12 protein-coding genes are annotated in these 12,021 nt (G+C 72.5%); 9 read left to right on the top strand and 3 right to left on the bottom strand.

What is annotated here, in order from left to right; all coding sequences use genetic code 11:
- Positions 1-2 precede the first annotated feature (2 nt).
- The 9 genes from H9I49_RS02830 (at position 3) to cobA (ending at position 9,799) form a co-directional block, all read left to right on the top strand.
- The gene (locus tag H9I49_RS02830; protein WP_188028797.1) at positions 3-1,028 is read left to right on the top strand and encodes an ABC transporter permease; all 1,026 of its coding nucleotides are present in this window, start codon (positions 3-5) and stop codon (positions 1,026-1,028) included.
- Positions 1,025-1,909 carry an ATP-binding cassette domain-containing protein gene (locus H9I49_RS02825; protein ID WP_188028796.1) on the top strand — a complete coding sequence of 295 codons (885 nt, stop codon included), beginning with the start codon at positions 1,025-1,027 and terminating at the stop codon, positions 1,907-1,909. The genes H9I49_RS02830 and H9I49_RS02825 overlap by 4 nt, the downstream gene beginning before the upstream one ends.
- A gap of 107 nt (positions 1,910-2,016) precedes the next feature.
- Positions 2,017-2,415: a universal stress protein gene (locus tag H9I49_RS02820; RefSeq protein ID WP_188028795.1), complete on the top strand. Its 399-nt coding sequence runs from the start codon at positions 2,017-2,019 to the stop codon at positions 2,413-2,415.
- 111 nt (positions 2,416-2,526) lie between these two features.
- A complete protein-coding gene (locus H9I49_RS23665; RefSeq protein ID WP_255523588.1) occupies positions 2,527-3,462 on the top strand; it encodes a lytic transglycosylase domain-containing protein in 936 nt (311 codons plus the stop codon).
- A gap of 302 nt (positions 3,463-3,764) precedes the next feature.
- Complete coding sequence (locus H9I49_RS02810; protein WP_223128237.1) at positions 3,765-5,483, top strand: nitrite/sulfite reductase; 1,719 nt, start codon at positions 3,765-3,767, stop codon at positions 5,481-5,483.
- Positions 5,480-6,229, top strand: coding sequence for a phosphoadenylyl-sulfate reductase (locus tag H9I49_RS02805; RefSeq protein ID WP_188028794.1), 750 nt, complete (start codon positions 5,480-5,482; stop codon positions 6,227-6,229). Before H9I49_RS02810 ends, H9I49_RS02805 begins: the two co-directional genes overlap by 4 nt.
- The gene (gene cysD / locus H9I49_RS02800; RefSeq protein ID WP_188028793.1) at positions 6,226-7,197 is read left to right on the top strand and encodes a sulfate adenylyltransferase subunit CysD; all 972 of its coding nucleotides are present in this window, start codon (positions 6,226-6,228) and stop codon (positions 7,195-7,197) included. The genes H9I49_RS02805 and cysD overlap by 4 nt, the downstream gene beginning before the upstream one ends.
- Positions 7,197-8,576, top strand: coding sequence for a sulfate adenylyltransferase subunit 1 (locus tag H9I49_RS02795; protein ID WP_188028792.1), 1,380 nt, complete (start codon positions 7,197-7,199; stop codon positions 8,574-8,576). The genes cysD and H9I49_RS02795 overlap by 1 nt, the downstream gene beginning before the upstream one ends.
- The gene (gene cobA / locus H9I49_RS02790; protein WP_188028791.1) at positions 8,564-9,799 is read left to right on the top strand and encodes a uroporphyrinogen-III C-methyltransferase; all 1,236 of its coding nucleotides are present in this window, start codon (positions 8,564-8,566) and stop codon (positions 9,797-9,799) included. Before H9I49_RS02795 ends, cobA begins: the two co-directional genes overlap by 13 nt.
- A 205-nt stretch (positions 9,800-10,004) precedes the next feature.
- Here the strand turns inward: cobA and H9I49_RS02785 are convergent, their stop codons facing one another.
- The 3 genes from H9I49_RS02785 to H9I49_RS02775 are packed head-to-tail and all read right to left on the bottom strand — an operon-like array spanning position 10,005 to position 11,991.
- Positions 10,005-10,577 carry a hypothetical protein gene (locus tag H9I49_RS02785; protein ID WP_188028790.1) on the bottom strand — a complete coding sequence of 191 codons (573 nt, stop codon included), beginning with the start codon at positions 10,575-10,577 and terminating at the stop codon, positions 10,005-10,007.
- Positions 10,578-10,607: 30 nt separating this feature from the next.
- Positions 10,608-11,549, bottom strand: coding sequence for a phosphotransferase (locus tag H9I49_RS02780; protein WP_188028789.1), 942 nt, complete (start codon positions 11,547-11,549; stop codon positions 10,608-10,610).
- A gap of 28 nt (positions 11,550-11,577) precedes the next feature.
- Positions 11,578-11,991 carry a hypothetical protein gene (locus H9I49_RS02775; RefSeq protein ID WP_188028788.1) on the bottom strand — a complete coding sequence of 138 codons (414 nt, stop codon included), beginning with the start codon at positions 11,989-11,991 and terminating at the stop codon, positions 11,578-11,580.
- Positions 11,992-12,021: the final 30 nt, after the last annotated feature.

Raw genomic sequence — 12,021 nt, 5'->3', positions numbered from 1 at the left:
TCATGACCGCCACCCAGTCCACTGCTGCCGCCGAGTTCGCTCGGCGGCAGCAGAGCCCGCTCCAGCGGATCCAGCACGTGCTGCACGGATACCCGTGGCTGAGCCCGCTCTTCATTCTCGTCATCGCGTTCATCGCCTTCACGACGCTCAACCCCCGGTTCGCGTCGCCCTCGTCGATGGGGCTGATGCTGCAGCAGACGGCTGTCGTCGCGGCGCTCGCAATCGGCCAGACCCTCATCATCCTCACGGCCGGCATCGACCTGTCCGTCGGCGCGATCACCGTCCTGTCGATGATGGTGATGGCGAGCCTGGCGCAGGACGGCGGAATGAACGGGTTCCTGGCTCTGCTCATCGGATTGCTCCTCGCGGTCGCCGCCGGGTACCTCAACGGCGTGCTCGTGACGAGGCTCAACCTGCCACCGTTCATCGTGACGCTGGGGACCCTGAGCATCTTCACCGCGATCGCGCTGCTCTACTCCGGCGGCTCGAGCATCCAGGCCGACCACCTCCCCGGCCTGCTCAACTCGCTCGGCGAGGGCTTCGGCCCGCGCGGTGGCTTCCGCCTCACGTGGGGTGTCGTGGCCGTCGGCGTGATGTACCTCGCGGTCGGATTCGCCCTTTCGCAGACGGCCTGGGGCCGGCACGTGTACGCGGTCGGAGACGACCGCGAGGCCGCTCGCCTTTCCGGCGTGGCGACCCAGCGGGTCCTCCTCACGGTCTACACCGTGGCCGGGCTCATCTACGGCATCGCCGCATGGGTCCTCATCGGCCGCTCCGGCGCGGCCACGCCGAACGCCATCGTCGACGCCAACCTCAACAGCATCACGGCAGTCGTCATCGGCGGCACGAGCCTCTTCGGCGGCCGGGGCCGGCTGGTCGGCACGCTCATCGGTGCGCTCATCGTCCAGTCGCTGCAGTTCGGTCTCTCGTTGGGCGGCGTCGACCAGCAGTTCCGCGTCCTCGCGACCGGCGTCCTCGTCATCATCGCCGTCTCCGTCGACCAATGGATCAGGAAGGTCAAGGCATGAGCGCCGACTCCGTCTCCACCACCGACTCCACGACCGTCTCCAGCACCGACTCGACCACCGACGAGACGACTCCGCACCACGGCGGCATCTTCTCGACCGCCCAACCGAGCGCCGACAAGACGCACCCGGTCCTGTCGGCCCGCGGTCTCGTCAAGACGTTCGGCCGCGTCGTCGGTCTCGACGGCGTCGACCTCGACCTCTACCCGGGCGAGGTGCTCGCGGTCATCGGCGACAACGGCGCCGGCAAGTCGACCCTCATCAAGTGCCTCACCGGCGCCCTCGTCCCCGACTCCGGTGAGATGCGGCTCGACGGCGAGGTCGTGCACTTCAAGCGGCCTCAGGACTCGCGCGACGCCGGCATCGAGACGGTCTACCAGCAGCTGGCGGTCATCCCGGCGCTCGACATCGCGAGCAACCTCTACCTCGCCCGCGAGGAGCGCCGCCCGGGGCCGCTCGGCTCCGTGCTCCGGATGCTCGACAAGAAGGGCATGAAGGAGCGCGCCGGAAAGGCCGTGCAGGACCTCGGCATCCAGACGATCCAGAACATGGGCCAGGCGGTCGAGACCCTCTCCGGAGGCCAGCGCCAGGCGGTCGCCGTCAGTCGCGCGGCGGCCTTCGGCGGCAAGGTCGTCATCCTCGACGAGCCCACCGCCGCCCTGGGCGTCAAGGAGGGCAACCAGGTGCTCGAGATGATTCGCCAGCTGCGGGACCGAGGGCTCGGCATCATCCTCATCTCGCACAACATGCCGCACGTCTGGGACGTCGCAGACCGCATCCACATCCAGCGTCTGGGCGGTCTCGCCGGCGTCATCACCCCGTCGTCGCACTCGATGACCGACGGCGTCGCGATCATGACCGGCGCGATGAAGCTCGAGAGCTGAGCCCACCCCGACGACAGGGCCGCCGACCGCGGCGGCCCTGCTCCCCTCGGGCAGACCCTCGCGCACCCCGGATCCAATCACCGCCAGCACCCCCAGTCAGGAGAGGCATGTTCCGCAAGATCGTCGTCGGGTACATCCCGACCAAGGAGGGGGTCGCGGCCCTCGACGCCGCCATCGAGATCGCCAAGGACCGTGGGGCCCACCTCACCGTCGTGAACACCGGACGCGACGGCAACTACGCCGACCCGTCCTTCGCGACGGCGGAGGACATCGACACGATCGACCTGCAGCTCGCCAACGCCGACGTCGCGCACGAGGTGCGTCAGCCGACGAGCGGCCGCTCGGCGGCCGACGAGATCCTCGCGACGGTCGAGGAGCTCGGTGCCGACCTCGTCGTCATCGGCGTCCGGCGTCGCTCGCCGGTCGGCAAGCTCGTGACGGGAAGCACCTCCCAGCAGGTGCTCCTCGACGCGCCCTGCGACGTCCTCGCCGTCAAGGCCCGCTGACGGCCCGGATCCCCAGCCAGCCGTGGGGCCCGGGTCCGCGGACACGGGCCCCACGATCGGCCACGGTCGACCGCGTTTTGGGGTTCCATTGGTCGCAGGAGGCAAGGAACCATGCGTCGCACGGAGCGAGGGGCCATCGCGGTCATGACCGCGGCGGTCGTGGCCGCACTCGTGACGGTCACGACGGCTCTTCCGGCGCACGCCGGGGACGACGGCTCCGTGCCCACGCCGACACCGTCGCCCCAGTTGACATTCCCGCCCAGGCGCGACCCTGGCGCCCCGGCGACGTCCCTCCCGGCGGTGACCTCCGGTCCCGGGTTCGGTGCGCTGGCGGGCGAGCTCGTAAGCCCCCTCTTCGACGGGATCAGGGTCGCCGCCGCGTACGTCGTGGGCGTCCCGGTGACCGAAGACGCCGCGCAGCTCGAACCCGGCGGAGGCTCGAGCACCCGTCCCCACGACTGGACGCCACCGGCCGACCTGCGCACGCCGATCGCCGTCGCCCCCCGCCCGGGGTCGAGCGGCGGCCGCGCGGCGCGCACGAAGGAGCAGATCCTCTGGGCGGCCTACGAGTCCGCGGCAGCCAGCGAGGCGAAGGGCTGCCGCATACCCGCGATGCTCCTGGCGGCCATCGGTGAGGTGGAGTCGTCCTCGTTGCGCGGGCGCTCGCTGGACGCCCGGCATGACGTCGTCCCGCCCGTGCGCGGGCCGGCACTTTCGGGAGGGTCCTTCGCGGCGATCCACGACACCGACGGCGGACGCTTCGACGGCGACCCCGTCTGGGACCGCGCCGTGGGTCCGATGCAGTTCATCCCGGGGACGTGGCGGCTGTGGGGCGCCGACGCGAACGGGGACGGCGTCGCCGACCCGCAGAACGTCGAGGACGCGACGCTCGCCGCGGCCCGCTACCTGTGCGCCGGCGGGCGGGACCTGACCCGGCCCGACGACCTGCGCGCCGCGGTGCGCTCGTACAACCACTCCGACCGCTACGTGCGCACGGTCCTCGGGCTGGTCGAGGCGGTCACGTCAGGAGAGCAGGCCGGCCCCTGACGGGCCCTCGACGCGACGCCCCCCAGACCCGGGATGTTTCGCGCGCTTCAGGCCTGAGCGCGCGAAACAGGGGCGAGGCGCGCGAAATTTCACGCGCCGATGCACGGATCGCGCGCTCACATCACGAGCGCGCGCAACGGGGGTGGGGCGTTCGTGGGAGGCTCGTGGGGACCCGCGGTCGGCGGGTGCGGGGCGTGGTCTGCCGGAGGCGCTGAGGCGAGCATTCCCACCGAGGCGGTGGGAAAGGGCCGAAATCTGGACCCGCTTGGGCGCAGATAATGGCTGGTTATACATTCGATTACATGACCGTCACCGACATTGCGACCGGGCCCGCCCGCCCGGCCACCCGCCCGCCGCGCGCCGGCCGCTCCAACGGGCAGTGGAAGGTCGACGGCACCGAGCCCCTCAACGCCAACGAGACCTGGAAGCAGGAGGACGGCGGCCTCAACGTCCGGGAGCGGATCGAGCAGATCTACTCCAAGGAGGGCTTCGCCTCCATCCCGCCGCAGGACCTCAGTGGCCGGTTCCGCTGGTGGGGGCTCTACACGCAGCGCAAGCCCGGCATCGACGGCGGCCGCACGGCCCAGCTAGACGACACCGAGCTGTCCGACGAGTACTTCATGCTCCGCGTCCGCCTCGACGGCGGCGCCCTCAGCCTCGCCCAGCTGCGCACCCTCGCCGAGATCAGCCAGGAGTTCGCGCGCGGCACCGCCGACATCAGCGACCGGCAGAACATCCAGTACCACTGGATCCGCGTCGAGGACGTGCCCGAGATCTGGCGACGCCTCGAGGCCGTCGGCCTGCAGACGACCGAGGCGTGCGGCGACACCCCCCGCGTCATCCTCGGCAGCCCGCTCGCAGGCATCGCCAAGGACGAGATCATCGACCCGACGCCGGTCATGGACGAGATCCTCGACCGCTACATCGGCGACCCCGAGCTCGCGAACCTCCCGCGCAAGTTCAAGTCCGCCATCACGGGCCATCCGAGCCTCGACGTCGTGCACGAGATCAACGACATCTCGCTCGTCGGGGTCGTGCACCCCGAGCTCGGCGCCGGCTACGACCTGTGGGTCGGCGGCGGCCTGTCGACGAGCCCGCGCCTCGCCGAGCGGGTCGGCGTCTTCGTGCGGCCCGAGGAGGCGGCCGAGGTCTGGCACGGCGTCATCCGGATCTTCCGCGACTACGGCTACCGGCGGCTGCGCAACAAGGCCCGCCTCAAGTTCCTCCTCGCCGAGTGGGGCCCGGAGAAGTTCCGCCAGGTGCTCCAGGACGAGTACCTCGAGCGCGCCCTGCCCGACGGCCCGGCCCCGGCGCCCGCGACCGGTCCGGGCGACCACGTCGGCGTCCACCTGCAGAAGGACGGGCTGCGCTACCTCGGCGCCGCCCCGACGGTCGGCCGCATCAGCGGTGACGTGCTCGCCGGCCTCGCCGACATCATGGAGTCGGTCGGCTCCGACCGACTCCGCCTGACGCCGCACCAGAAGCTCGTGCTGCTCGACGTGCCCGGGCGTCGCGTGCGCGGCGTCGTGAGCCGACTCGAGAAGCTCGGCCTGACGACGACGCCGAGCCCCTTCCGGCGGCACACGATGGCCTGCACGGGCATCGAGTACTGCAAGCTCGCCATCGTCGAGACCAAGGCGACGGCGGCCACGACGATCGCGGCCCTCGAGCAGCGCCTGGCCGACGTCGCGCCGCAGCTCGACACCCCGATCAGCCTCAACGTCAACGGCTGCCCGAACTCGTGCGCCCGCATCCAGGTCGCCGACATCGGCCTCAAGGGCCAGCTCGTCACGATCGAGGGCGAGCAGGTGCCGGGCTTCCAGGTGCACCTCGGCGGCGGGCTCGCGTCCGTCGACCGCGACGAGGCCGGTCTCGGCCGCACCGTCCGCGGCCTCAAGGTCACCGCCGACGACCTGCCCGACTACGTCGAGCGTGTCGTGCGTCGCTTCCTCGACGAGCGCGAGGGCGGCGAGACCTTCTCCCAGTGGACCGCCCGAGCCGACGAAGGAGCGCTCGTATGACGACCGTGGACCTCGCGACGCCCAAGGTGCCGCGCAAGCGCCGCACCCCCGAGGAGCTCAAGGCCCTCGTCGACGACTTCAACGCGACCCTGGGCGCCGACCCCGACAACGAGCCGAGTGCCGACGAGGTGGCCGCGTGGGCCGCGTTCCACTTCGACGGCACCCTCGCGGTGGCCTGCTCGATGGCGGATGCCGTTCTGCCGCATGTGGTCTCGCGGTTCGCGCCCGGCGTCGACGTGCTCTTCCTCGACACCGGCTACCACTTCTCCGACACGATCGTGACGCGCGACATCGTCGCCGAGGACCTCCCGATCACGCTCGTCAACGTGACGCCCGAGCTGACGGTGGCCGAGCAGGACGAGAAGTACGGCGCCCGCCTCTACGAGCGCGACCCGGCCCTGTGCTGCCTGATGCGCAAGGTCGAGCCGCTCGCGCGCACGCTGTCGCTGTACGAGGCGTGGGTGACCGGTGTCCGACGGGAGGAGGCGCCGACCCGGACGAGCACGCCGCTCGTGTCGTGGGACGACAAGAACGGCCTCGTCAAGATCAACCCGCTCGCGGCGTGGACCTTCGACGAGCTCCTGGCGTATGCCGCTGAGCACCAGGTCGAGGTCAACTCGCTTCTCTCCGACGGCTACCCGTCGATCGGCTGCGAGCCGTGCACCCGCCGGGTCGAGCCCGGCGAGGACCCCCGTGCCGGCCGCTGGGCCGGCTTCTCCAAGACCGAGTGCGGACTCCACACATGACGGCCACCACGAACGACCTCACCGCGCCCACGGCCGCGACGACTGCCGCAACGGCGACGACATCCGCCGACGACCGCCGCCTCACCCACCTCGACGCTCTCGAGGCGGAGGCGATCCTCGTCATCCGTGAGATGGCGGGCGAGCTCGAGCGCCCGGCCCTGCTCTTCAGCGGCGGCAAGGACTCCGTCGTCATGCTGCACCTCGCGACCAAGGCCTTCTGGCCGGCGCCGATCCCGTTCCCGGTGCTCCATGTCGACACGGGCCACAACTTCCCCGAGGTCCTCGCGTACCGCGACGAGACCGTCGAGCGCCTGGGCCTGCGGCTCGTCGTCGCGAGCGTGCAGGACTACATCGACGACGGGCGGCTACGTGAGCGCGCCGACGGCACGCGCAACCCGCTGCAGACGCTGCCCCTGCTCGACGCCATCAACGACAACCGTTTCGACGGGGTCTTCGGTGGCGGCCGGCGCGACGAGGAGAAGGCCCGCGCCAAGGAGCGCATCGTCTCCCTGCGTGACGAGTTCGGCCAGTGGGACCCGAAGAACCAGCGCCCCGAGCTGTGGAACCTCTTCAACCCGCGGCACCGGCCGGGCGAGCACGTGCGCGTCTTCCCGATCAGCAACTGGACCGAGGTCGACATCTGGCGCTACATCGAGCGCGAGGACATCCCTCTGGCGCCGCTCTACTACGCCCACGAGCGCGAGGTGTTCCACCGCGACGGCATGTGGCTCGCGGTCGGCCCGTACAGCCAGCCGCGCGACGACGAGCCCGTCGAGACGCGCCTCGTGCGCTACCGCACGGTCGGTGACATGTCGTGCACCGGGGCCGTCGAGTCACCGGCCCGCACGAACGCCGACATCGTCCTCGAGGTGGCCGCCTCGACCCTGACCGAGCGCGGCGCCACCCGCGCCGACGACCGGATCTCCGAGGCCGCCATGGAGGACCGCAAGAAGGAGGGCTACTTCTGATGGCCGGCCCCACGCAGACCACCGCTCCCGCCCTCGACCCCGCCGCCGTCGCCGGTGCGGCCCGCGGCACGCTGCTCCGGCTCGCGACCGCCGGCTCGGTCGACGACGGCAAGTCGACCCTCGTCGGTCGGCTGCTCCACGACACGAAGTCGGTCCTGTCCGACCAGCTCGCCGCCGTCGAGCGGGTCAGCCGCGACCGCGGCCTGACCGCCGCCGACCTGGCGCTGCTCACCGACGGCCTGCGCGCCGAGCGCGAGCAGGGCATCACGATCGACGTCGCCTACCGCTACTTCGCGACGGCCAACCGCTCCTTCGTCCTCGCCGACTGCCCCGGCCACGTGCAGTACACCCGCAACACGGTCACCGGGTCGTCCACGGCCGACGTCGTCGTGCTCCTCGTCGACGCCCGCAAGGGCGTGCTCGAGCAGACCCGCCGTCACCTCGCCGTCACCGCGCTGCTGCGGGTGCCGCATGTCGTCGTCGCGGTGAACAAGATCGACCTCGTCGACTTCTCGCAGGAGGTCTACGAGCGCGTCAACGCGGAGGTGCAGGCCGTCGCCCGCGATCTCGGCCTCGAGGACGCCATCGCGATCCCGGTCAGCGCGCTCGACGGCGACAACATCGCCGAGCGGTCCGAGCGCACGCCCTGGTACACCGGCCCGAGCCTGCTCGAGCTGCTCGAGGCGCTGCCGCCGTCGGACGACCCGGCCAACGAGTCCTTCCGCCTGCCGGTGCAGCTCGTCATCCGCCCGCAGGGCGCGGCGCGCGACGATGCGTACCGCGACTACCGGGGGTATGCCGGCCAGGTCGCCTCGGGTGTCGTGCGCGTCGGTGACGAGGTCGTGGCCCTGCCGTCCGGCCGCCGCACCACCGTCGTCGGCATCGACCTCGGCGAGCGCACGCTCGATGAGGCGTTCGCGCCGCAGTCGGTGACGCTGCGCCTCGCCGACGAGATCGACATCTCCCGGGGCGACGTCATCGCGTCGGCGTCCGACGCCCCCGAGCCCACCCAGGACATCAAGGCCGTCGTGTGCTGGCTCGGGGACGCTCCACTGCGGCCCGGGCAGCGCCTGCTCCTCAAGCACGGGTCGCGCACGGTCCAGACCGCGGTCCGCTCGCTCGACGGGGCGCTCGACCTCGACGACCTGCACACCGTGCCGTCGGAGGCCCTGTCCCTGAACGACATCGGTCTCGTCACGCTGCGCCTCGCCGGCCCGGTGCCGGTCGAGAACTACTCCGTCTCGCGCCGGGGCGGCTCGTTCCTGCTCATCGACGCCCACGACGGTCGCACCGTCGCCGCGGGCATGGTCGGCGCGACCCTGCCGAGCTCGGCGCCGGCGCCGACCCGGCCCGAGGGTGACGAGGAATGGGACATCTGAAGCCGGCCCTGCCGGTCGTCCTCGACCTGACCGGCCGCCTCGTCGTGGCCGTCGGGGGTGGCCCCGTCTCGGCGCGCCGAGTGCGGGCCTTCCTCGACGAGGGCGCCGTCGTGCGTGTCGTCGCGCCGTGGGTCTGTGAGGACCTGCGCGACCTCGTGGCGGACGAACGCGTCGAGTGGCTCGAGCGCGACTACGCCGGCCCGGCGGACCTCGACGGCGCCTGGTTCGCGCACACGGCGACCGGTGAGCCGTCCGTCGACCGCGAGGTCGCGGCCGACGCCGAGACCTTGCGCGTCTGGTGCGTCGACGCGACCGACGCGGCGGGCACGAGCGCGAGCGTGGCCGCACGTGCCGACGTGACCACCCCGGACGGCCGCGTCACCGTCTCCGCGTATGCCGCCGGCGATCCGGGCCTCGCCGTGACCGTCCGCGACGGGGTGGAGCGCGCCCTCGCCTCGGGCGCGCTCGACCTGCGGCGCACCCGGACCCACGGTCGCCGTGGCTGGGTGGCACTCGTCGGTGGCGGCCCAGGCATCGACGGCCTGCTGACGACGCGAGGCCACGAGCTGCTTGCCTCGGCCGACGTCGTCGTCGTCGACCGGCTCGCGCCGCGCGGCGTCGTCGACCGTCTGCCCGCGTCGGTCCGCGTCATCGACGTCGGCAAGACGCCCGGCCACCACCCTGTGCCCCAGTCGCGGATCAACGACCTCCTCGTCGAGGAGGCCGAGCGCGGCCTCGGCGTCGTGCGTCTCAAGGGCGGCGACCCCTACGTCCTGGGCCGCGGGGGCGAGGAGCGGGAGGCGTGCGAGGCGCACGGCATACCCGTGGAGGTCGTGCCGGGCGTGACGAGTGCCGTCTCGGTGCCTGCGGCGGCCGGCATCCCGGTGACCCACCGGGGCGTCGCGCGCGGCTTCACCGTCGTCACCGGGCACGACGACATCCCGGCACTGCCCACCGGCGGCGACCACACGGTCATCCTGCTCATGGGCGTCACCCGGCTGAGCCGCACGATGGACCTGCTTGTCGCACATGGCCGCTCGTCCGACTGCCCCGTAGCGATCGTCGAGCGCGGCTTCCTGCCCACGCAACGCACGACGGTGGGCACGGTGGCGACCATCGCCGAGCTGGCGGCTGCTAGGGCGGTCGAGGCGCCGGCCGTCGTCGTCGTGGGCGACGTCGTGCGGCTCTCCCCCGAGTGGCGCCGCGTCTCCTCCGCCGGTTAGCGTGACGGTCGCCGGACATCCTCAGAGGTGTCTCACCACCGCTGGAGGAGACCGACCATGTGCCGAGCCGTGACCTGTCGGACGTGCGGCAGGACGACGTGGGCCGGCTGTGGCCAGCACGTCGACGACGTGATGCGCCACGTGCCCGCCGACCAGCGCTGCGCGGGACACCAAGCCTCCGAGAAGCCTGCGGGCGGAGGCTTCCTCAGCCGACTGCTCGGTCGCGGCTGAGCGCCGCGAGCTGCGCCTCGACGATCCCGGACAGCTGCGACCAGCGCACCACCTCGGCGCGCCCGCCGAGGCCGGCCACGACGACGAACGGGCCCGTCGTGCACCACAGGGTGAGCGTGCGGGCGTGCTCGCCGTCGAGGACGAAGGCCTGCTCCGCGGCCTCGGTCCGGTCGGCACCGGCCACCTCGGGGGGCGACGCCGTGCGTAGTGGTCCGATGTCCGACACGCCCTTGGCGTGAGGCACCGAGCGCGGCAGTGCGCGCAGCTCGTCCACCGCCACCCGCGCGTCGTCGGCCGAGGCGAACCTGACGACCTGCACGAACAGGTCCGCCCGCCCGGCGTCCTGGTAGGCGCGCAGGCTCGTCACTGACCGTACGGTCCGGGCGCGCTCGACGACCTCGCTCGTGCTGCCGCTCGCGCCCGTGCGGTAGGTGCGCTGCCCGACGACGGCCCACGGACCGCCGGGCACATCGCGAGCGGGCAGGCATGCGTTGCGTGAGCCGATGGCGCGGACCTGGGCCAGCAGCAGGCGTCCGAGACTCGTCACGGCGCCAGCGTAGGCCCGCGCCGGCACGGGTCACGCGACGGCGGCGAGGATCCGGTCGATGCGGGCCAGGGTCACCGGGTCCTCCGGGATCTCGAGGAACCACGCCGCGAGCCGCTCGCGCTCCGAGCCCGCCGGCGTGCCGACCCAGCGCGAGCAGGCGAGCTGGCCGATGTGCGCCTGCTCGGCCACGAGCATCGTGAAGTGTCCTCTGCGGGAGACGCGCCCCGGCCCCCCGGCCTCGCGGTATGCCGTGTGGAGCCGTCGCGCACGGGACGGGTCGTCGTTGCCGAACTCGAAGAGCACCATCGCGAGCTCCTGGCTCGGGTCGGCCGGGCCCATGTTCTCGAAGTCGATGACGCAGATGCGTCCGTCGGCGGTCGCGAGGACGTTGTCGGCCCAGAGGTCGCGGTGGCAGGCGATCGGCGCCTCGTGCGGCTCGATGACCGACTCGACGGCGACGAGCTCGTCCACGAGGGCCCCGAGCTGCCCGGCGAAGGGCGCCCCCTCGTCCGCGACGCGACGGTGCAGCTCGCGCCAGCTCTGCTCGCCGAACCCCGTCGCGAACCAGTTGTCGACCCCGTCGATGGTGCGCGGACCCGCGCGGTGCAGCCGGGCCACGGTGCGGCCGACCTCGGCGGGGTCTAGGCGGCGCGACCGTGCGCGGAGGTCGACCCAGCCGAACACGCGGACCGCCGTGCCCTCGACGATCGTGGCGACCTCGCCGGCCGGCGTTCTGACGATCTCGGGTGTCAGCACCCCGTGGGCGCGGGCGGCCTCGACGAGATCGGCGTCCCGTGAGGCGTCGTCGAGGTCAGGCGTCGCGAACCACTCCTTGACGGCGTGGCTGCCGCGCGGGGTGTCGAGCCGCCACACCTGCCCGAGCTGCCCGCGCGCGACCGGCCCGGTGAGCCGGGCGGGCGAGGGGAGGTCGTAGGCGTCGGCGACTGCCGCCGCTGTCGAGGGTTGGAGCACCGTGCGTGTCCTGCTCAGCAGGTCCGCGTCATGGCAGCAGCCGCCAGACGGCGACCGCAACGGTGAGGACGGCGAGGGCCAGGCAGGCCCAGCCCAGGGGGGAGCGGCCCGCTCGCCCGCGCCCGAGGAGGAGCAGCAGTGCCGCGATCACGGAGAGGACCGCGGCGACGACCGTCTCCTCGGGGCCGCGGTCGATGGTGCGGATGACGATCGTGTCGGTGAGCCCGAAGCGGACGAGCTGGTGGACGTTCGGGCTGACGTTCGGGTCGACCGCGTGAGGAGGCGCGACCGGCCAGGCCGGCCCACCGGCATACGGGTTCGGCGGGACGGCTGGCGCGGCGACCGGCAGGGCGCGGGTCGGCTCGGCGACCGGCAGCTCCTGGGTCGGGCTCGCGGTGGGCACCGGTGGGACGGGCACGGTGAACTGCTCGTCGTCCGTCATGGCGACAACGTACCTCGCGGGCCCGTCCCC

The organism is Terrabacter sp. MAHUQ-38, assembly GCF_014518425.1.
In the GTDB taxonomy this organism is placed as follows: Bacteria; Actinomycetota; Actinomycetes; order Actinomycetales; family Dermatophilaceae; genus Terrabacter.
Note: the sequence above shows the minus strand (reverse complement) of the source record. Positions and strands in the feature narration are given on the sequence as shown.